The sequence below is a fragment of the Streptomyces sp. LE64 genome (assembly GCF_052606915.1).
Map to the genome: position 1 here is coordinate 6,509,764 of NZ_CP199708.1, position 20,257 is coordinate 6,530,020.

A 20,257-nucleotide genomic window follows, 5' to 3' on the forward strand; every position below is an offset into this window, starting at 1 on the left:
GTCGATCCCATGCCCCATCAGTTGAAGGCCGACAGCGCTCCCGGCCTGGTCCTCGTCGTCGACGACAACCCCACCAACCGGTACGTGCTGTCCACCACCCTGCGCCGTGCCGGACACCGGGTCATCGAGGTCCAGGACGGCACCAGCGCCCTCGCCCTGCTGGGCACCGCGGACCCGCTGCCCGACGCCGCCGTCATCGACGTCCGACTCCCCGACATGACCGGCTTCGACGTCTGCGAGGGGATCAAGAACAGCCCCGCGACCGCTTCCCTGCCGGTCATCCACATCTCCGCGTCGGCGATCTCCGTCGCCGACCGCACCCAGGGGCTCAACCGAGGGGCCGACGCCTACCTCACCGAACCGATCGCTCCCGCCGAGCTCCTCGCCACCATCACGGCCAACGTCCGTTACGCCAGGGCACGACGCCGTGCCGAACGTCTCGCCCACCGGCTCCACCGCCTCCACCAGGGCACCCTCGCCCTCTACAGTGCGGGCCGGGCGTCGGAGCTGGCCGCCGCCGCGGCAGAGAGCGCCGCCGGAATCCTGGAGACCGGTGCCGTCGCCGTGCTCGTCTCCCCCACGGGAGAGGCCCTGCTCGGCCGCGCAGACTCCCTGAGGCCCGGCGAGGCCCACCACCAGCCGCTGTCCTCCAGGGATGAGCTGCCCGTCCGGCACGCCACCACGGCCCGCGCCGTGACCGTCCACACCGTGCCCGCCGACCGCTGGCCCCACCCCGTGGACGGCCACCCCGGGACGGGCGGGTACCGCGTGGCCGCAGCCGCTGCCACTGCAGGGCGCCCGCCCGTGCTCATCGCCGTCCCCGAGACGGCCGTCACCAGTCCCGACGAAGAGGACCTGCTCACCCAACTCGGCCACACCTGTGCCCTCGCGCTCGAAGCACTCCGAACCCAGCACGAGGAGCGTGAACTCGCCCTCACCCTCCAGCGCAGCTTCCTCCCGGACGCACTTCCCGCGACCGACCGAGCCGACCTCGCCGTCCGATATCTTCCGGCCAGCGAACACGCCGAGATCGGCGGTGACTTCTACGAGGCGCTGAACACCGCCGAGGGCCTCCTGATAGCCGTCGGCGACGTCGCCGGGCACTCCCTGGATGCCGCGATGGTCATGGGACAGCTCCGCCACGCACTGCGCGCCTACGCCACCGAGGGCCACCCGCCCCACACCGTCCTCACCCGTCTCGACCACCTGCTTACCACCCTTGCCCCCGGCGCCACGGCCACCCTGTGCATCATCCTGATCGAGCACCACCAGGACCGCGTCCACATCGCCAACGCCGGGCACCTGCCCCCTCTCCTACGGGCCCCGGGCGCTCCCGCCCGGTACGTGCGCGAGCACGGCCCGCTCCTGGGACTCGGCCTGTCCCATCCGACCGCCACGGCCGTGGCCACGCCTCCCGGGTCCTCGCTGCTGCTCCTCACCGACGGCCTGATCGAGCGGCGCGACGAGGACATCGAGGTGTCCCTCGCCTCACTGCTCACCGAAGCGGCGACCACCCCGCGCGACCCCGAGTCGGCCTGCTCCCACCTGTTGGAGCGGTTCCCGCCGGACGGCATGGACGATGTCGCCCTGATGGCCGTGCGTCTGAACCGGTCCGCCGCCTGAACGGCGCCCCTCTTCACCCCCGGGCAGCAGCGGCGGCCGGTCCCCGGGGACCCGGCCGCCCGGGCCTGTCGCGGCTCCGGCCGTCAGGCACGGGGCCAGTAGTGGGCACCGAGCGTGTCCCCATAGTCGGCGTCGGGGGAGTGGTCACGCCGTGGAACTCGGGCGCGACCCTGACCTGATCCTTCGTCAGGCCGGCGGCTTTGCCTCGGGCAGGTCGGAAGTCGAACCCGGCATCTTCCGCCCGTACGGCCTGGTGGACGAGTTCGCCCGGCCCGCATGTCTCCGACATCAGCTTGTAGCCGACTCTCATACGCCTCCTCCGCTACCGCGAGAACGGCTGTCGGGTACCCGGGAAAGAGTGGTGGTCACCCGCTCGGTTGGGTGTGGGACGCGGACCCCGTGGAACCCGACCCCCATACCCACGCGCCCGTCCTGGACTCCACCGCGTCCCTTCTGGTGAAGGGGTACGGATGGCTGCCCGATCTGCGCCGCCGAGCGCAGGGCGCCGAGGCCGTGCCGGTTCGACTGCTCATCCACCGAGGGGTGGCCCGGCACGGGCCGGAGGCCGTGCGCTTCTTCTACGACGAACGCCATGTGCGCAGCCAAGGAGCACTTCCGGGGCCCGTTCTGGACACGCTGTTCGGCCGGGGTGCCGTGCACACCCTCGACGGCGCCGCCCACCGGGGCCGCAAAGCCCTCTTCACGACTCTGCTCATCGACCCGGAACGGATCGCGGCCCTCAACGGCCGCGCCGCCGTCGCCTGGTTCCTCACCTTCGCCGCCCACGCGCTGCACCGGTGGCCCCACCACCGGGACCCGCTGTTGACGGGTGAGGGGAGCGCTCCGTGGGCATTCGTCCAGGAAGTGCGCCGCTTCTACCCCTTCGCCGCCGGGCTCGCCGCGACCGACACCGAGTGGGGCAGCGTCCCCATCCCGGAGGGCGGCCTCGTCCTGCTCGACCTGTACGGTCACAACCACGACCCCGCCCTGTGGCCCGACCCGTACGTCTTCGACCCGGCCCGCTTCACCGGACCCGCCGCGGCGATCGCGGTGGAAACGATGATCCCGCAGGGCGGCGGCGAGGCGGCGACCGGACACCGCTGCCCCGGCGAGGACGTCACCGCCGCCCTCCTGGCCTCCCTGGCGCCCCGGCTGGCCGCGCTCCACCACGCCGTGCCCGACCAGGACCTCACGATTCCGCTGCACCGAATTCCCACCCGGCCCCGCAGCGGCTACGCCATGACGGGCATCCACCCTCCGGGCTGGGAAGCGGGCGCAGCGTGAAGGCGCGGCGGAGAGGACGCACCCACACCCGGCGACCGGTCGTACTGTCCGGCCGTCCGCACCGAGGATCCGGAACAGGACATCGCGCGCACGGCGGTAGGAGAGGGCGGGAGGAGGGCGAGCCGGCGGGACGAACACCCGGCACGGAGCCGGGGTTCACAGCCGGAGCAGCCGCTGCCCTGGGATCCCCGGGACCGGCAGGCCACCGAGCACCACGACGTGACCCGCTCATGGTCCCCGATCTCGAACGGGTGGACGAATGCCGTGAGGAGAACGAGGACCCGTACCCTCCACCCCGGACACCGCGGAACCGGACGAGCCGACCGGCTGACCCCGCGCCCGCACGACGTCGGTGGCGCTCCCGGCAGGAGCACCGCCGACGCACACGGCCCACCGTGCTTGGTGGCCCTGCGGTCGGTTCAGGGCAGGGGCGCAGCCGGTGGCTTTGACGATGCCCCCGGTGATGTAGCTCGCCCTGGGAGGAGGCGAGGAACACGAACGCTGGGGCCATCTCTCCGCGGACTGCGCGGGGCGGCCGAGCGGTGACTGCTTCCCGAACTCGACCGTGTCCGGCACCGTCACCGGGTTGCGCGGCGTCCACACCGGGCCGGGTCGCTGCGTTGACCCGTAGGGACGGACAGGCCTCTGGCTTGCTCACCACGCGCTCACCCAAGATCGGCCCTTCCTGGCATGTGGTGCCTGTGTGAGCCTCGGCCCGCCGGTCGGCGCCATCACCGATGAGCTTCACGGGGGTGTGCCCGACGAGCGGAACAGCCAGGCTCCGGAAGGCCCGGCCGGCCCCGTCCCCGTTCGCGCAGTCCGTCTCGACGTGCACCGGCAGCCGGAGCTTCCACTCGACCGTGTGTACCGGTACGTCGCTGGCCATTTCCGCGATCGCTCACGTCCACTCGTATGGGCTCGGGGTACCCCGCTCGTCGGGACGACCCGCGGCGGGCACCCGCGCCCGCCGGGTTCAGCCCTCGATGCCGGTGGCGGTGTGCGGGGCGCCGAAAGGCTTGGACTCGGGGGAGCCGCGCTGGCGGAGGTAGACGGAGAGGACGGCCATGGAGGCGACGGCGAGGAGTTCGGACTGCCAGTTCTGTAGGGTCCGGCTCCAGAAGTCGGCGGAGACCAGGTACTCGCCCCAGCTGACGGGGGCCTGGAACTGCCGGAGCCGCTGTTCACCGAGGGCCGCGGTGCCGGTGATGGACTGGGCCAGCCAGCACAGCAGGAACAAGCCGCCCATGACGATGCCGAGGGAGCGGGAGAAGACCGTCTGACGCCAATCACCGGTGGCCGCCCACCGAGGGGAGTCCGGCCGGGCGTGGGGGCCCAAGCGCTGTTCGCGTTCCGTTTCCACGCCGGCGCGGTCGGTCTTCTTCGATTCGGGCGAACCGCGCTGGATCAGGTAGACGGTGCCAAAGACGTAGAGGAAGAACTGGAGGTACTCCGACTGCCAGTTCTCGGTGACGTCCACGGCGAAGTCGGAGGAGAGTAGATAGGCACCGAGGCCGATACCTGCGAGCCCGTCGTCCGCCAGAGCGTCGTTGAACTCGGCGTGCCCGGCCAGCGCTTGACCGGCCAGGGCAAGGAGGAAGGCGAGCCCGAAGGCCAGGGTGAGGGAGTTCTCCCTGAGGAAGCCCCGGATTCCGGTCCGCGTCATCGGTAGCTCAGTCCCACCCACGTGAAGAATGCCAGGCCGCCGACGACGGCCACCAGGCAGCCGGTGAACAGGACCCGCACCCCGTCAGCCCCCCTCGACCGCACATCGGTAAGGAAGATCACCTTGTGGTACGCATCCGGCCGCGACGACGCGCCAGCCGCCGGGGAACCGCGACAGGAACAGGGTGTCCCTCTCCAACGTGACCATGGCCTGCCGGCCCCGGACTTCCGTGCCCCGCACGTTACCGGCCCGCGGAAGCTCCTCGTGGGCCATGGCGGCACCGCAATCCTCACCAGTACCGGACTCAGTCAGCTCTTGCCGGGTCCGAGGGGCGAGCAACTCACACGCCGCCGACCCGTCCCCGGTATCGAGCGCGCGTTCGAAGTCGCGGGCCGCTCGCACGGCTTGGGCCCGGCTCTGGTCCGTCGTACCACAACCGCTCAGGCAGTACACCCCGAGGACGAGCGCGGCCGGCACGGAGAAGGACCTGTACCCTCCGCGACGACGCGGCTGCGTGCCTGTCATGGCCATGCTCTTCTCCCTGTCAACCCGGGGCCGGACGACATGATGCACGCAGGACGATCCCGAGTCGCCCTGCCCCGCAGGAGGCGGCAGCAAAGGAACCCGGACGGCACTGAAGCTCCGACGGACGCCTGGGCGAGCGGGCCCCTCGGGCGTCCGGGCATTGAGGGGCCGGACACACCAGCCTTCGCGGGCCGAGCGCCAGCAGACCGCCCTCAGCAGTTCTCTGGGGCCGAGACCTCGGGCCACCGACTTCCACCTGCTCCGGAGCGGTCAGGACCACCCCGCGCACGGCACCGGTCTCTGCAGGCGGATGCTCCACGTTGAAGTTGAAACGGATGTCCCAGCAGACCGGCGACGAGCGCGACGGCCGAGGCGGTCATCGCCTCGCACCACCGTGCGCCAACTTGCTGGGTAGGGCGCGGATCGGGCTGCGCGAGCCCGGGGCATACCGCTCCACCTGTGCTTCGACCCGGTTCGCCATCGCTTCCTGCTCCGACCGGTCCCACGCCCCCGGTGAGCCCCTGCCCGCCGGAGTCGGCAGGGAACCAAGGTGTGTGGCGGCGGACTTGGCGCAGTTGTCGGGTGGTGAGGCCGTCGATCGGGTGGCGAGACGGGGGTGCGAGGGGGTGGGGGGCCAGCGGGAGGGCAGGGCCGCGGGTCGATCCTCACGTGGGCGGCGAGCCGGTGCAGTTCAGTGCCGGGTGGCGGGCTCAGGATGCGACTATGCGTGCGGCGGTCAGGTGGCAGCGCGTCGCCCGGCCTTGCTGTTCGCCCCTGGTGCTCACAGCCCCGGTGCGCAGCAGCCGCAAGGAGGGGTGGCAAAGCGGCTGACGACGCCGAGCGGCGGGCCGGCGCCTGTGACCTCGCCGCACGGATCGGCGGCGCCCCGACCACGGCCGGGCGGGACGCGCGGCCGTCCTCGACGGCCCTGGCCTCCTCAACCGGGAATCCTCGCCCAGCTTCCGCTCGCCTTCGCAGTCTTGTTCGGCTGTGCCCATGTGCTCCTATGATTGCGCGGGCTCGGTGTCGCGCGTCACCTGGACCGACTGGGCGAGCACCTCCCAGGACAGGGACGTTCGGCTCGCCGTCAGGTACAGGGCCCGCAGGTCACCAAGCAGCACGAGGCCCGGGGAGACCGCAGCGGGCGCCGCCCGCGTCAGGTGGTGCTTCGTCCGTCGGCGGAAGACGAACGTGCGGTGCCGCGGGCAGCGTCCGGTGCCGTCAGCCGTTCGAGGTGGTGGTGTGACCAGCGGGCGAGGTCGGTGGCGACATGGTGGATCTCGTGGTCGGCGCGGTGGCGGTCGGCGAGGGTCAGCAGTGCGCGTTCCAGGGCCTGCTCGTCCTGGCGGACGGTGCGCAGGGCTAGGAGTTGTCCGGTCGATCTTGTGACTGCTTGGTGTCCGGGTCGTTGGTGTGGGCATGGGGCGGGGTGATCTGAGTGATGCCGAGTGGGAACGGCTGCGGCCGTTCCTGCAGTCAGTAACAGGCGTTGTGGCCGGTGGCGAGACCATCGGCAGGTGATCGACGGGATTCTGCACCGGGTGCGTACCGGGGTGCAGCGGCGTGACCTGCCCGAACGGTTTGGCTCGTGGAAGACCGTCTATGAACGCCACCGGCTGTGGTCGCTGACGGTACCTGGGAACGCCTGCTCCAGCAGGTCCAGGTCGAAGCCGACACGGCCGGGGAGATCGACTGGGACATCTCACTCGACTCGACCATCGTCCGCGCCCATCAGCACGCGGCCGGTGCCCGCACCGATCCGCCGCCGGCTCTCCCGGCAAAGGGGGACGCGGCGGCAGAACACCAGGACGAGACACTGTGGCAGAGTCTTCACGCCCGCCTGGTGGAGGTGGTGCGGGAGGTGAGGGCCTGGGCCGCTCGCGCGGCGGGTTCACCACCAAGCTTCATTTGAACGCGGACGGCCGCTGCCGCCCGCTGTCCCTGGTCGTCACGCCGGGACAGCGGGCGGACTGCACCCAGTTCACGTCCGTGCTGGAGAAGATCCGAGTCCCCCGCCCCGGGAAGGGCAGGCCCCGGAAGAAGCCGGACAGTCTGGCGGCCGACAAGGCCTACAGCAACGGCCCCGTCCGCGCATACCTGCGGCGGCGCGGCATCCGGCACACGATCCCGGAGAAGACCGACAGCCAGGCCGCCCACCTACGCAAAGGCTCACAAGGCGGACGGCCACCCGGCTTCGACGACGAGCGTTACAAGAAACGCAACACCGTCGAACGGGCCATCAACCGGCTCAAGAACGGCCGGGCAGTCGCCACCCGCTACGACAAGCGCGGCTACATCTACCTCGGCACCGTCACCGCCGCAACCCTCACCATCTGGCTCCGAACATGATCGACCGGACAACTCCTGGCCGGAACGGGCGAACAACCGGCATGTCCGCTGCTGCGGCCGGGGTGCCGTGCGGTGCGCGTCACACCCTGCGGGGACGCGTTTCGCAGCGCACGACCTCGTGCGCGAGAACGCTCGGGAGTCTGCGCGCCGGCTGGCCGTACCCGGGCCGATCCGACTGGGTCACAGGTCGACGCCTTGGGTTGGACCATCGGCCCGGAAACGAGCGAGTCTTGATTGACCGCTTAACAAGTTTGCAGGTGCGGGAGCCGCCGTCGTGCCCCACCATCGGAGGAACGTTCCGCAACGGGGCGCCCGGCGCCCGGATGAGCGGCGGACGGGACGCACGTTCGGGGGCAGGCGCTGTCGGGGTGACGCCCGGTGCCAACGGGTCGGCTTGGGTAGAAGGACGCGGGACCGCCCCCGAGGGCACCTGTGCCGCTTAAGTAGTCACGCGTGAGCTCGCGCGACAGCGAGTCGGCCCGTATCCCCACTTCAGGCGAGGGGAGGGCACCACTCGACAAGGGAGGCACCATGAGGGCTCTGACCTGGCACGGCAGGCGCGACGTACGCATCGACTCCGTCCCCGATCCGACGATCCAGGACCCCGCCGACATCATCGTGCGGATCACCTCGTCCGGGATCTGCGGCTCTGATCTGCACCTGTACGAGGTCCTCGGACCCTACCTTGACGAGGGCGACATTCTCGGCCATGAGCCGATGGGCATAGTCGAGGAGACCGGCCCGGAGGTCACCGCCGTGTCAGCCGGGGATCGGGTGGTCATACCGTTCAACGTGTCCTGCGGGACCTGTTGGATGTGCGAGTGGGGTCTCCACTCCCAGTGCGAGACCACTCAGGTCACCGAACGCGGCACGGGGGCCTCCCTCTTCGGCTTCTCCAAGCTCTACGGTCAGGTGCCCGGCGGGCAGGCGGAGTTCCTACGGGTCCCCTTCGGCAACACCTTGCCCGTGAAGGTTCCCCACGGACCGCCGGATGACCGCTTCGTCTACCTCTCGGACGTCCTGCCCACCGCCTGGCAGTCCGTGCAGTATGCAGACATCTCGCCCGGCGGTAGTGTCACCGTCGTGGGCCTCGGCCCGATCGGCGACATGGCCACGCGTATGGCCCTCCACCAAGGCGCCGAGTTGGTCATCGGCGTCGACCTGGTGCCCGAACGGCTCGCTCGCGCTCGCGCGAACGGCGTCCACACGCTGGACTTCGGCGAGCACGGCAAGGGCACCGGTGACGAGATCCGCCGGCTCACCCAGGGCCGAGGCACCGACGCGGTCATCGAGGCCGTCGGCATGGAGGCGCACGGAGCTCCGGTCACCAAGGCGGTCCAGCAGCTCGCCGGACTGCTGCCAGACGCGATCGGCGAAAGAATGATGGGCCGCGTCGGAGTCGACAGCATGGTGGCGTTCGACTTGGCCGTCGACGCGGTACGCCGCGGCGGCACCGTCTCGCTCATCGGTGTGTACGGCGGCGCCATCGACCCCGTGCCCCTGCTCACCCTCTTCGACAAGCAGATCCAGCTCCGCATGGGCCAGGCCAACGTCAAGCACTGGGTGGACGACCTCCTCCCGTTGCTCGTCGACACGGATCCACTGGGTGTCGACGGCTTCGCCACGCACCGTCTCCCTCTCGAAGACGGGCCGCAGGCGTACCGGACCTTCCAGGCCAAGCAAGACGGCATGGTCAAGACCCTGCTCACCCCCTGACCACCTTGCCGGCCCGACTCCGACCTTGGGCGGCTGCGACCGAGACCAACCACGGGAGACTGATGAACGACGACCCCGCCGAAGAGGAGCGGACCAGGCGATCACCCCGCCGGCCAGAGGGCGCGACTGACGCCACCGTCGAGGCGCTGGGTGTGCTTTCGGAGGCTCTGGAGACCGTGGAACGGGCCCGGGGGAGCCTCTACGCCTTTCACCAGCTGACCGGCGGTGCCGACTTGAAGCTGGACCGGGCACTGGAACGACTGCGCGCCGCCGGCCACGAGGCTCAGGCCGAACTGGTGGAACGCGAAATCGTGGGCCGAAACGTCATCCCCGGCTACTGGACATTCGAGATCATCGAGGCGTACGACACCCACTACTACCAGCCCTTCACCGAGATCGAGGCCCGCGTCCGGCGCGATCTGCTCGATGGCCGCCGGCACGTGTATGAGGCGGAGATGAAGGAGGCGCGGCGAACTCCGCCACCGTGACGCGGCACGCACTGACCGGACGCTCACGGTGGGTACCCGGACCCGGGCAGACGGGTGCAGAGGGACCGCCCCCCTGGTGATCGACGAGGGAGAGGACGGGACAGGGCGCTCCCTCCGGGGCGTCTGACGAGCCAGCGAAGGAGCCGTGCGGCCATGAACAGCGAGAAGATCAGCACGAGGATCGTGGTGACGGGCGCGACCGGGAACGTGGGATCGAGCCTGGTCCGGCTGCTGGCCGACGATCCGCGGGCCGGGTCGGTGGAGGGGTGGGCGCGCCGCGCCCCCGGCAGATCGCCTGCCGGTGTGGTTTGGCGGCAGGTGGACCTGAGCCATGACCGGGAAGACCTGGTGGCCCTCCTTGAAGACGTCGACGCCGTGGTCCATCTCGCGTGGCGCTTCCACCCGGCCCGCGATCCCGCCGTCACCTGGCGCACCAATGTCCTTGGCAGCCTGCGCCTGTTCGAGGCCGTCGCCGACGCCGGTGTGCCCGCGCTGGTGCACGCCTCGTCGGTCGGCGCGTACTCCCCAGGGCCGAAGAACCGGCCGGTGGACGAGGAGTGGCCGACCCACGGCTGGCCCGGGGCGTCGTACACCCGTGAGAAGGCGTATCTGGAGCGGGTCCTCGACACCTTCGAAGCACGCCACCCGGAGGTACGGGTGGTGCGGATGCGGCCGGGGTTCTGTTTCAAACGCGAGTCGGCCAGCCAGCAGCGGCGGATCTTCGCAGGCCGTTTCCTGCCCGGGAACGTCGTCCGGCCCGAGTTGCTGCCTGTCGTCCCGGACCTGCCCGGTCTCCGGTTTCAGGTGTTGCACACCGACGATGCCGCCGATGCGTACCGGCTCGCGGCCTTGGGGGATGAGCGCGGCCCGTTCAACCTCGCCGCCGACCCGCCGATCGACGCGGAGGTGCTCGCCGGGCTCTTCGGTTCCCGTAGGGTGCCCGTTCCGACATCCGTGGCGCGCTCCGCGCTGGCCGGAGCCTGGGCCGCCCGTCTCCTCCCGGTTCCCCCTCAGCTCTTCGACGCCGTCCTGAGGCTGCCCCTCCTGGACACCACGCGTGCCCGTACCGAGCTGGGCTGGGAGCCTGGCCACGGTGCCGTCGACGCCTTGCAGGAACTCCTCGAAGGCATGCGCGAAGGAGCCGGGGCAGCCACCCCGCCACTCACCGGACGCACGCTCGGGTGAGATGGGGCGACTCCCCGTCTTGTGCTGGGGGCGCCGGCGCATGCTCCCCCGTCTCACGGCCGCCGCTGAAACGTGGGGTCGCAAGCCGACCGGGCACAGCGTCCGGTTGCCCGTCGGCTACGCCCTCGGCCGCCTGCTTGGCCCTCTCCCCAAGCCCTGGCCGTCCGGGCTTCTGCAGGGCGGCCGGGGCTAGGCGCTCACAGAGATCGCGGTAGCGCGCTGTTTTCTCCTCCACGGCGAGCGTCACCACCCAGCCTGGCCGTATTCGGCCCTGACCGCGCCGACCAACTCGTCGGTAGGGAGGTCCGCCTCCTTCAGCTGCCGGCGGGCGGCGGCCAGCGCGTCGGCGACGGTGTACGTGCCGGTCGAGATGCACAGCGTGTACTCCGTGTCCAGGAGCTGACGGCGGGTGTGCACGGTCGCGGCGTCCTCGGACATCTTCTCGCGTAGGGACGTGTGGATGGCCAGCAGATTCCTGAGTACGGCCGGGTGTGCCTTGAGCATGAACTGCCTCCCCCTCCGTGGGTCAACCCACCGCAACGGAAGCCCTCCGTCCCGGCAGTCACCAGTGCAACGCCTGCCCCCGAACGCCCGTTGCATCCACTGTGAGGCCTCAGCGGTTTTGGCCTGGGGGAGCAGGGCGTTCGCCGGCGGGTGCTGCCGTCACAGTTACGCGTGTGCCGAGCCGGCCAACGTCCCGTCGCGTCCTGCCGCGCACCATGTACGACTGCGTCGACGTCAAGATCCGCGACGGTGTGGTGGCGAACCGTCCCATCTACGTCGTGCTTGCGGTCACCTGCGACGGTCACGGGGAGATCCTCGGACTGTGGGCCGGCGACGGCGGCGAGGGCGCCAAGTACTGGCAGAACGTCCTCGCCGAACTGCAGAACCGCGGCGTGAGGGATGTCCTCATGCTCGTCTGTGACGGTCTCAAGGGCCTACCCGAGGCGGTCAACACCGTCTTCCCCGCCACCGTGGTCCAGCTCTGCATCGTTCACCTCATCCGCACCACCCTGAGATACATCTCGCGCCAGGACTGGGAGGCCGCGGCCCGCGACCTCAAGCCCGTCCACACCGCCGCGAACGAGGACGAGGCCCTTGCCCGGCTTGCTGAGTTCGGCGAGAAATGGGAGGCCAAGTACCCGACCACAGTCCGCGCCTGGCAACGGTCCTGGAGCGAGGTGGTGCCCTTCCTCGCCTTCCCGCCACCGATCCGGAGGATCGTCTCGACGACGAACGCGATCGAGTCCCTGAACGCCCGCTACCGACGCTCGGTCAACGCCTGCGGGCACTTCCCCAATGAGACCGCCGCCCTCAAGCGGCTCTACCTCACCACCCTCGCCCTCGACCCGACCGGCAAGGGCCGCAAGCGGTGGACCAGCCGCTGGAAGGAGGCCATGAACGCGTTCGGCATAGTCTTCGACGGCCGCCTCTCCGCCGGACGGGTGTAGGCCGATCAGACCAACGAGAAACCTCTACGCCAACCGAGTGATGAACACCGCTTTCGTGATACTCCCGCCGGACGCCCCTGTTCGACCGCTTCCCCCGATTCGTGTGCCGCCCGGCGGGGGAGGCGGTCAGGTCCTGGAGCGGTTCGGGCAGGTCCGGTGGGCGCATGCGGCGATCATCGTGGGCAGGTCTCCGCCGTGACGGGTCAGCAGGTCGCGTTGGGTCCGGGCGCCGCTGCCGGTGGTGAGCAGGGCGGCCAGGGCCTCTTGGGCCGCGACGAGGTCGCCGTTGTCGTCCAGGGCGTCGCGGACATGGTCGAACAGGGCACGGACCACGGTTTCGGCGGGGGCGGGGCGCATGGTGAGCGGGTGAAGCAGCTCGCCCTCAAGGCCGGAGCGGGCGGCCCGCCAGGAGGCGAGGCGGAGCAGTTCCACCCGGTGCTGGGAGGGTGGCTCTCCGGCCTGCCACTGGCGTGCGGCCGTGTCGACGAGGGCGCGGGTGAGGGTGGCGATCAGGACGGTGGTGGAGGCGTCGAGGGGGACGTCGGCGATCCGGATCTCGACCGTGGGGTAGGAGGCGGAGAGGCGCGCGTCGAAGTAGACCATGCCCTCGTCCAGGAGTGTTCCGGTGCCGATCATGTCGGCGACTTGTGCGTGGTAGCGGTCGGCGGAGCCGAAGGGCTCGACCGGGCCCGCCGAGGGCCAGCGGCCCCACACCCGGCTGCGATAGCTGCTGTAGCCGCTGTCCCGGCCCTGCCAGAAGGGCGAGTTCGCGCTCAGCGCGAGGAGGACGGCCAGCCACGGGCGGATCCGGTCCAGGACCGCGACACCTTCCTCGTCCGACTCCACCGACACATGGACATGGCAGCCGCAGGTCAGCTGTTCCTGGGTGGTCAGTCCGAAGTGCTCCTGCAGCCAGCGGTGCCGCTCACTGAAGCCGATGGACGGGCTGACCTTCAGTGGCGAGGTGCCCATCGCCACCACCGTCGCACCCAGGTTCTCGGCGTGCCGGGCTGCCTCGGCCCGGCACGCGCTGATCTCACGCGCCAGCTCGCCCATTCCGGTCTGCGGACGGGTGGCGAACTCCACCTGCTGCCGGTGCAGCTCCGCCTCGAACACTTCCTCGCCGCCCGCCGCCTCGCGCACGGCTGCCGCCAGCACCGCGGTGGCCAGCGCGCGTGGCTCGCCGCTGACCGCGTCCACCAGGAGGAGTTCCTCCTCCACACCCACACTCCGCACCATTACTGCCCTTCCACCCCCGGCGCCCGCCCACCGGGGAGAGCCCGGTGAGCGCGGAGCCGGAAGATCTGCGAGAGATTCCTTCGTCGACGTCGCCGGTCCGTGGCCCGGACCGGACACATCCCGTCTGCCCCGACCCGCCTACGGCATACCTGCTCGGAATCGGTAAGCCTTCTCCCGCGCATCGGTGCCCGAAGGACCGCGGAGGGGGGAGCCGGTGCGTGGGCCCGTGCAGGCGGGTTGACGGCCAGCAGGTGGCCTGGGCTGGAGCCGCTGTCCCGGCCGGGCCGGCTTCGCGCAGGCGTGAGGGGGTAGCCGGGCATCAGGCTCCGCGCTCAGGGAGGTACCGCGCATGCGAGGGACGTGGCGGCGGGGCGGGAGGATCCGGCAGTCGGGTACCCGGACACTGAGCCCGGAGTGCATCCGTCGCCCGGAACGCTCCCGTGCGGGGGTCGGCGGAACAGTCCGTGTGGCGGCTCGCCCGGGCGGGTGGATCCGTTCGGTCACCTCCCTCGCCCGAGTGGGCGGGGGTGACAGCGTGGAAGGGGCACTGATGTGAAGAGGGATCACTCCCCAGGCGCCGGTCCTGGATGCGTTGGCCGACTATCACGCGAGTGGTCAAACACCGTTCACGCCGCCGGGGCACAAACAGGGCCGGGGCGCCGACCCGCGGGTGCGGAGGGTGCTGGGTGAGGCGGTGTTCGCCTCCGACGTGCTCGCGGTCGCGGGGCTGGACGACCGCAGGAGTACCCACCGGGTGCTGGCGCGGGCCGAGGAACTCATGGCGGACGCCGTCGGCGCTGAGCACACCTTCTTCGCCACCGCGGGCAGCTCCCTGTCCGTGAAGTCGGCGATACTCGCCGTCGCCCGCCCGCACGAGAAACTGGTCCTGGGACGGGACGCCCACAAGTCGGTCGTCGCCGGACTGGTCCTGGCCGGGATCGAACCGGTGTGGGTGGACCCCAACTGGGACAGCGCCCGACATCTGGCCCATCCACCCGGCCCGGAGGCGTTCGCCGCCGCGTTCGAGCACGCCCCCGACGCGCGAGGAGCACTGGTCACCTCTCCCACCCCCTACGGCACCTGCGCCGATCTCGCCGGAATCGCGGAGGTGTGCCACGACCGCGACGTGCCGCTGATCGTCGACGAGGCGTGGGGCGCGCACCTCCCCTTCCACGACGGGCTTCCCACCTGGGCGATGGACGCCGGGGCGGACATCTGCGTGACCTCCGTCCACAAGATGGGCTCCGGGCTGGAGCAGGGCTCGGTCTTCCACCTCCAGCACGACCGCGTCGACCCCCGCGTCCTCAAGAGTCGGGAGGACCTCCTCGGCACCACCAGCCCCTCCGTCCTCCTCTACGCCGCCCTCGACGGCTGGCGCCGTCAGATGGTCCAGCAGGGCACCGACCTGTACGACAAGGCTCTGGAACTCGCCGTACGCACGAAGGAGCGCATCGCCCGGATCGACGGATTCCACGTCGAGACACGGGACGACTTCTGCGGCCCCCGCCTCGCCGCCGACCTCGATCCCCTCCAGATCACCATCGACCTCACCCCCCTCGGCATCACCGGCTACCAGGCCGCCGACTGGATCCGCGAACACCACCGGGTCAACCTCCACATCGCCGACCACCGCCGCATCACGGCCCAGCTCACCCACGCCGACACCCCCGCCACCACCGGCGCCCTGACCGCGGCCCTCACCGAACTCGCCGGCCACGCCGAACACCTGAGCCACGGGCCCAGCATGACGGTCCCCAACCCGGGCGAACTGCGTCTGGAGCAGACGATGCTGCCCCGCGACGCCTTCTTCGGACCCATCGAGGACACCCCCTGGGACCAGGCCGCAGGCCGCGTCGCCGCCGAGATGCTCACTCCCTACCCGCCCGGCATCCCCACCGTCCTCCCCGGCGAACGTCTCAACAGGGCCGTACTCGACTATCTCCACAGCGGAGTTGCCGCGGGAATGGTCGTCCCCGACGCCGCCGACGCCGGCCTGGACACCGTCCGTGTCGTGGCCCTGCCCTGAACAACCGCGCCCCGCTCCTCCATCCGGGTGCCGCCCGTGTCGGGGACGACCATCCCGCAGGAGCCATCCCGCCGTCCGCTCCTCTGGGCGTCGTGCGGGCAGCTCGACCGAGTGCCGTCGTGGCTTGGCCCTTCGGGAGATGACCCGGGTCCGGGCTTGCGGACCAGGGGTTTCGTGGCGGTGGCTTCCTCATCCGACGGCCGGGAAATTCTCTGACGGCCTCGGCCCTACTCTGCGCGTGCACCACCCCCACACGGACAGGCGCTCCACTCGCCTTCCTCGATCTCCCCTGCGACCCGCTCCAAGACGCGCTCGACATCAGCGAGGACCCCAGCGGGAACGGGGGGCCTTGGGCACCCCTGTTGGGCCACAACGGTACCTATCTCGCAGATCAGGTCGATCACGTGCCGTGCTGTCTTCAGGTCCCCGTTGTTGGCCGCGCAGGTGGCGACCCGGGCCAAGGCGATCACGTGGTGTGGAGTGACAGTTCGATCGTCCGCGGGTCGGTTCGGGTCGGAGCAGCACGAGGGTGTCCCCTCGGTCTCCCACGGTCCGGTCTCGGCGGGCGCAACGTCCACCGCGTCTGCGGGCTGTTCGGCTTTCCCCCTCGAAGGACGAGGGCCTCCATTCCACACGTTGATCATGTCCACGACGTAAGCCTACGATCTTCCACACGCCCGCCCGGCCACCCTCGTTGGAGGCGGTCTGCGGCGCGCTGGGCCGGTTCGGGCCCGGCTACGGCTACCGGTCCGGCAACGCGATCACGACCCCCGGTCAGGCAAACAGGGGCCGGACGCGGTGTGCGCCCCGCCAAGGCCACTCGGGGAACGCGTCACCATGAGCAACGAGGCCAGACACAAGGTCACCTGCCCGAAACGGCGGCGCACTCTACCGGCATGTCGCCCGCCCCCCGGAGTGCGGGGGCGGAGGACGGGGGAGGGGGAGAGTGGTTGCCCCGTCCTCCGCTGTTGGTGGGCCCTGTCGGGCTGGTTCAGCTGGCGATCTCGTCGCGGCGGGGGTTGTTGCCGATGCTGATCTTGCAGGGCTTGGCGCGCTCGGCGATCGGGATGCGTAGGGTGAGTACGCCCGTGTCGTAGTCGGCCTGGATGTGCTCGGTGTCGAGTGTGTCGGCCAGGACGATCTGCCGGGAGAAGACGCCCAGCGGTCGTTCCGACAGCTCCATCTGCACGTCGTCGGCGTTCACCGCGGGGCGGCGTTCGGCCCTGACGGTCAGCATGTTGCGTTCGACGTCGATGTCGATCGCGTCCGGGCCGACGCCGGGCAGGTCGAAGGCCACCACGTACCGGTCGCCTTCGCGGTAGGCGTCCATCGGCATCGCGGAAGGCCGGGACCAGGTTCCGGGGCCCATCAGTTGCTGAGTGAGCCGGTCGAGCTCGCGGAAGGGGTCTGTGCGCATCAACATGAAGAACACCTCCAGAGGGTCGGGCAGTGGCTGCCAATGCGCCTCACGCCACTGTTGTAACATGTCATCCAACAGATGACAAACACTGGCGTCATCCCATCGACGACACACAGAGGGAGGTGGTCCCGTGCCCCTGGGTGACCAGCCGGAACCAGACGGCTCGCGGATACACGGCCCGGCATCATTCCTCTCCGCCGCGACCGCACTCCAGACCGTTGACGAAGCCCTCCGCGTCGCCCGCGACGATGCCCCGGGCGGCCCCGAGGGGCCGGTCGGACCGGAACAGGCCCTCGCCTCGCTCCTCCTACTACGACAGGTACGCGAACAACTCGCCACATGGGAAACCGGCCTGATCGAAACCGCCCGCGACGCCGGCGCCAGCTGGGCCGACCTCGCCCACCCCCTCGGCGTCGCCAGCCGACAAGCCGCCGAACGCCGCTACCTCCGAGGCCGCCCCGGAGCCACCGGAAGCACCGCCGAACAACGCGTCCAAGCCACCCGCCAACGCCGCGCCGCCGACCGCGACACCGCCGCCCGCGCCCGCCACAACGCCGCCGACCTACGCACCCTCGCCGCCCAGATCACCGCCCTGACCGACCTTCCCCCAGCCGCACACACCCCACTGCGCCAACTCCGCACCGCCCTCGCCCACGACGACCCCGCCGAACTGCTGGCCCCCCTGACCGCCGCACACCCCCACCTCACCCACCGACACCCCACCCTCGCCGCACGCGTAACCATCCTCACCTCCCCCTGAACCCCACCCACCACCGAGCACAAGGGGCCGGCACCTGGCCGGGGCGAGAGACGGGGACGCTGAGACCCGGGCAACAGGTGAACTCCCGGTGCTCCTGGGGCGGCCTTCGTCGCACCGGGAAGGCGCCCGGAGCGGCTGCCGTTGCGGCTTGGGGCCGGCGATGTCCCGCCGGCCCCCACGAATCACCGTCCGCGGTGGTTCGGCCGCGTGATGCAGAAGCGGGTCGTGCCCTGTTCGGTGGCCCATCTGCGGAAGCCGGCCTTTTCCCACACGCGGACGGAGGCCGCGTTCGACAGCTCCGCGTTGGCGGACACGGTATGGACACCGGGCGCCGTGAACGCGAACTCGGCGAGAGCCCGCGTGGCCTCGGAGGCGTAGCCCCGGCCCCGGCGGGAATCGACGATGCCGTACCCGATGTCGAGGGTTCCCTCGTCGGCGGCCAGAAGAGGCCGATCGAGCCCACCACCAGGCCACTGTCACGCTCGATGACCAGACGGTGGCCGAACTCGCCGAGCCAGGCGGGGTACTGGTCGAAGAGACCCGCGACGACGCGGTCGCCTTCGGCGGGGAAGTCGTCCGCCCAGTGGGCGACCGCGGCGTCCGCCGCCGGGCGGCCCGGGCGGTGCGGAACCGAGGTCCGCGCAGCGCGACCGGGTGCGGTGTGGCGCGGATCATGGTGCCGGAACCGCATTGCTGGTGGGGTGGGACGATGCGCCCCGCCACCACGCAACTGCCCTTTGCCGTCGCCCTCGTGGCGATCTCAGCCCTGACCGCCTGCGACGCTGGTACGGCCTCGGGCGGTGACGATTGCCGGATCGCGGTGTCCCCCTCGTCGGGGTCGGCCGGTGCCGGCGCGTCCGATGCGACGGGGGGCGTGCGGATCACCAGCACGACGGGGTTCGACCCGGCGCCCGAGCACTGCGCCGGCCGGGAGCGGACCGCCGAGTTCGAGGTGACCAACGGGCAGCGGGAGCCGTACACCTACGCCGTCGCCTTCTCCGTGACGAGCGTGTCCTCCGACGCGGTGCGCAGCACGGATCGGGTGACCGTGGAAGCCGTGCCGGCGGGCCGGAGCGTGCGGCGGACCTTCACCGCGCCGCCCCTCCCTCCGGAAGGGCGTGACGCCGCCCGGGTGGAGATCGCCGAGATCCGTTCGGTCCCCTCGGACGAGGTCGGGGCCCCGCCCGGTGCGTGTCCCCCGTCCGGCGTCCGGGTGACCGCGGACCAGGGGGACGCGGCGATGGGCCTCCGGGTCGTCGGCATCACCCTCACCAACTGCGGAACCCGCCCCTACGCGCTCGACGGACACCCCGGGCTGACCCCACTGGACGAGGACCACCGTCCGCTCCACGAGGTCCAAGTCCTGCCCGGCGGCGGGGATATCGCCGAGGTGACCGGCTTCGACGCGCCGCCGCGCCCGGTGACACTGGCACCGGGCGAGAGCGCGACGACGGGTCTGATGTGGCGCAACACCCATACCGGCACCGGCGGAGCGACGACCGCACCGTACGTCCGGCTGCTTCCGAAGCCGGGCGGCCGGCCGGTGACGTTGGTGCCGGAGCTGGACCTGGGGACGACCGGGAAACTGGGGGTCAGCGCCTGGAAGAAGAAGAACGGGTGACGGACGGCGGCCCTGACCCGACGGGTTCCGGGCCTCGCCCCCACACCGAGCGGTCCCGACCACCTGTCCACCTCCCGCCGAAGGAGCCGACACCACCGTGCTGCCACCCCACCGCCCTCCCGTTCCGCCACCACTCGACATCGCCCGACTCGTCCCCGAGCTGGCGCCGTTGGCCCGCCGGACCACGGCCCTGCGCCCGAAGCGGGGCGCACCGACGCCGCGGGAGAGTTCCCTCGGCGGCCCGCTGCTGTGGCCCCGGGAGACCCCGTGGCCCTTCTGTGACCGGCGGGACCACCATGACGGGGCCGGCACCGTACCGCCCGGCCCGGTACCCATGGTCCCGGTGCTCCAGCTCTTCGCCCGGGACGTCCCCGACCTGCCCTTCCCCGAAGGCGCGGACGTCCTCCAACTGCTCTGGTGCACCCTGCTCCACCCCGACGAGCCCTCCGAGGCGGTGCGTCCCGCCCTCCACTGGCGCACGGAGTCCGCGATCGTGCCCTCCGGCCGTCCCGACGAGGTGCCGCGCCCGGCTGACGGGGAGTACGAGGCGGACTTCCTTCCCAACCCGTGCACCCTGTCCCCGGTGGAGGCCCTCGACCATCCCCACGGGGACCTGCCGGAGGAACTGCGGGCGCTCGTGCTGCGGGCCGAGGAGGAGCACGGGTTCTTCCTGACGGAACTGGCCTGCGTGCTGGAGTCCAAGGTCGGTGGCTACCCCGCGTGGACCCAGCCACCGGACTGGCCGTTCTGCGCGGCCGGACACCGGATGGCCCACCTGCTGAGCGTCACGGGCGACGACGAGGTCGACATGGACATGGGCGACGCCGGAGGCGTCTACCTCTTCGTCTGCACCGAGTGCCCGGGTATGCCGCACGCCTTGCGACACGACTGCCACTGAGGGCCGCAC

13 protein-coding genes and 4 pseudogenes are annotated in these 20,257 nt (G+C 71.0%); 11 read left to right on the forward strand and 6 right to left on the reverse strand.

Translation table 11 applies throughout. The features are described from left to right. Nucleotides 1-9: 9 nt before the first annotated feature. The gene (locus tag ACSMX9_RS28670; RefSeq protein WP_445398376.1) at nucleotides 10-1,623 is read left to right on the forward strand and encodes a SpoIIE family protein phosphatase; all 1,614 of its coding nucleotides are present in this window, start codon (nucleotides 10-12) and stop codon (nucleotides 1,621-1,623) included. A 399-nt stretch (nucleotides 1,624-2,022) separates the two neighbouring features. Beyond that, nucleotides 2,023-2,907: a cytochrome P450 gene (locus tag ACSMX9_RS28675; RefSeq protein WP_445398378.1), complete on the forward strand. Its 885-nt coding sequence runs from the start codon at nucleotides 2,023-2,025 to the stop codon at nucleotides 2,905-2,907. 426 nt (nucleotides 2,908-3,333) lie between these two features. On the opposite strand, the pseudogene ACSMX9_RS28680 reads toward ACSMX9_RS28675, so the two are convergent. Both ACSMX9_RS28680 and ACSMX9_RS28685 read right to left on the reverse strand, forming a co-directional pair. Continuing rightward, a pseudogene (locus ACSMX9_RS28680) lies at nucleotides 3,334-3,519 on the reverse strand (SDR family oxidoreductase); the annotation flags it as partial. 361 nt (nucleotides 3,520-3,880) lie between these two features. After that, nucleotides 3,881-4,570: a DUF6766 family protein gene (locus ACSMX9_RS28685; RefSeq protein WP_445398380.1), complete on the reverse strand. Its 690-nt coding sequence runs from the start codon at nucleotides 4,568-4,570 to the stop codon at nucleotides 3,881-3,883. Nucleotides 4,571-6,514: 1,944 nt separating this feature from the next. Here ACSMX9_RS28685 and ACSMX9_RS28690 point away from each other — a divergent pair. From ACSMX9_RS28690 to ACSMX9_RS28705, 4 genes and pseudogenes are all read left to right on the forward strand, one after another. Continuing rightward, a pseudogene (locus tag ACSMX9_RS28690) lies at nucleotides 6,515-7,444 on the forward strand (IS5 family transposase). Between the two features lie 531 nt (nucleotides 7,445-7,975). After that, the gene (locus ACSMX9_RS28695; RefSeq protein ID WP_445398382.1) at nucleotides 7,976-9,160 is read left to right on the forward strand and encodes an alcohol dehydrogenase catalytic domain-containing protein; all 1,185 of its coding nucleotides are present in this window, start codon (nucleotides 7,976-7,978) and stop codon (nucleotides 9,158-9,160) included. Between the two features lie 62 nt (nucleotides 9,161-9,222). Continuing rightward, complete coding sequence (locus ACSMX9_RS28700) at nucleotides 9,223-9,648, forward strand: hypothetical protein (protein ID WP_445398384.1); 426 nt, start codon at nucleotides 9,223-9,225, stop codon at nucleotides 9,646-9,648. A 153-nt stretch (nucleotides 9,649-9,801) separates the two neighbouring features. Further along, nucleotides 9,802-10,833 (forward strand): NAD-dependent epimerase/dehydratase family protein, encoded by a 1,032-nt coding sequence (locus ACSMX9_RS28705; RefSeq protein ID WP_445398386.1) that lies wholly within the window; start codon nucleotides 9,802-9,804, stop codon nucleotides 10,831-10,833. Nucleotides 10,834-11,076: 243 nt separating this feature from the next. On the opposite strand, the gene ACSMX9_RS28710 is transcribed toward ACSMX9_RS28705, so the two are convergent. Next, nucleotides 11,077-11,337 carry a DUF5133 domain-containing protein gene (locus tag ACSMX9_RS28710; RefSeq protein ID WP_445398388.1) on the reverse strand — a complete coding sequence of 87 codons (261 nt, stop codon included), beginning with the start codon at nucleotides 11,335-11,337 and terminating at the stop codon, nucleotides 11,077-11,079. A gap of 179 nt (nucleotides 11,338-11,516) precedes the next feature. Here ACSMX9_RS28710 and ACSMX9_RS28715 point away from each other — a divergent pair. Next, nucleotides 11,517-12,284 (forward strand): annotated as a pseudogene (locus tag ACSMX9_RS28715) (IS256 family transposase); the annotation flags it as partial. 126 nt (nucleotides 12,285-12,410) lie between these two features. Here the strand turns inward: ACSMX9_RS28715 and ACSMX9_RS28720 are convergent. Beyond that, nucleotides 12,411-13,523, reverse strand: a complete 1,113-nt coding sequence (locus ACSMX9_RS28720; protein WP_445398390.1) for a glutamate--cysteine ligase — start codon at nucleotides 13,521-13,523, stop codon at nucleotides 12,411-12,413. 562 nt (nucleotides 13,524-14,085) lie between these two features. On the opposite strand from ACSMX9_RS28720, the gene ACSMX9_RS28725 reads away from it, so the two are divergent. Then, nucleotides 14,086-15,549: an aminotransferase class I/II-fold pyridoxal phosphate-dependent enzyme gene (locus ACSMX9_RS28725; protein WP_445403123.1), complete on the forward strand. Its 1,464-nt coding sequence runs from the start codon at nucleotides 14,086-14,088 to the stop codon at nucleotides 15,547-15,549. Between the two features lie 991 nt (nucleotides 15,550-16,540). Here ACSMX9_RS28725 and ACSMX9_RS28730 read toward each other — a convergent pair. Continuing rightward, nucleotides 16,541-16,972, reverse strand: coding sequence for an Hsp20/alpha crystallin family protein (locus tag ACSMX9_RS28730; protein WP_445398392.1), 432 nt, complete (start codon nucleotides 16,970-16,972; stop codon nucleotides 16,541-16,543). Between the two features lie 127 nt (nucleotides 16,973-17,099). Between ACSMX9_RS28730 and ACSMX9_RS28735 the strand changes: the two genes are divergently transcribed. After that, complete coding sequence (locus tag ACSMX9_RS28735) at nucleotides 17,100-17,729, forward strand: type III effector protein (protein WP_445398394.1); 630 nt, start codon at nucleotides 17,100-17,102, stop codon at nucleotides 17,727-17,729. A 182-nt stretch (nucleotides 17,730-17,911) separates the two neighbouring features. Here ACSMX9_RS28735 and ACSMX9_RS28740 read toward each other — a convergent pair. After that, nucleotides 17,912-18,315, reverse strand: a pseudogene (locus ACSMX9_RS28740) (GNAT family N-acetyltransferase); the annotation flags it as partial. A 165-nt stretch (nucleotides 18,316-18,480) separates the two neighbouring features. On the opposite strand from ACSMX9_RS28740, the gene ACSMX9_RS28745 reads away from it, so the two are divergent. After that, nucleotides 18,481-19,350: a DUF4232 domain-containing protein gene (locus tag ACSMX9_RS28745; RefSeq protein ID WP_445398396.1), complete on the forward strand. Its 870-nt coding sequence runs from the start codon at nucleotides 18,481-18,483 to the stop codon at nucleotides 19,348-19,350. 97 nt (nucleotides 19,351-19,447) lie between these two features. Then, the gene (locus ACSMX9_RS28750) at nucleotides 19,448-20,248 is read left to right on the forward strand and encodes a DUF1963 domain-containing protein (protein ID WP_445398398.1); all 801 of its coding nucleotides are present in this window, start codon (nucleotides 19,448-19,450) and stop codon (nucleotides 20,246-20,248) included. Nucleotides 20,249-20,257: the final 9 nt, after the last annotated feature.

Coding starts and splice junctions, on each gene's coding strand:
- ACSMX9_RS28670 (WP_445398376.1), top strand. CDS start 10: ATGCCCCATCAGTTGAAGGCCGACAGCGCTCCCGGCCTGGTCCTCGTC.
- ACSMX9_RS28685 (WP_445398380.1), bottom strand. CDS start 4,570: ATGACGCGGACCGGAATCCGGGGCTTCCTCAGGGAGAACTCCCTCACC.
- ACSMX9_RS28695 (WP_445398382.1), top strand. CDS start 7,976: ATGAGGGCTCTGACCTGGCACGGCAGGCGCGACGTACGCATCGACTCC.
- ACSMX9_RS28700 (WP_445398384.1), top strand. CDS start 9,223: ATGAACGACGACCCCGCCGAAGAGGAGCGGACCAGGCGATCACCCCGC.
- ACSMX9_RS28705 (WP_445398386.1), top strand. CDS start 9,802: ATGAACAGCGAGAAGATCAGCACGAGGATCGTGGTGACGGGCGCGACC.
- ACSMX9_RS28710 (WP_445398388.1), bottom strand. CDS start 11,337: ATGCTCAAGGCACACCCGGCCGTACTCAGGAATCTGCTGGCCATCCAC.
- ACSMX9_RS28720 (WP_445398390.1), bottom strand. CDS start 13,523: ATGGTGCGGAGTGTGGGTGTGGAGGAGGAACTCCTCCTGGTGGACGCG.
- ACSMX9_RS28730 (WP_445398392.1), bottom strand. CDS start 16,972: ATGTTGATGCGCACAGACCCCTTCCGCGAGCTCGACCGGCTCACTCAG.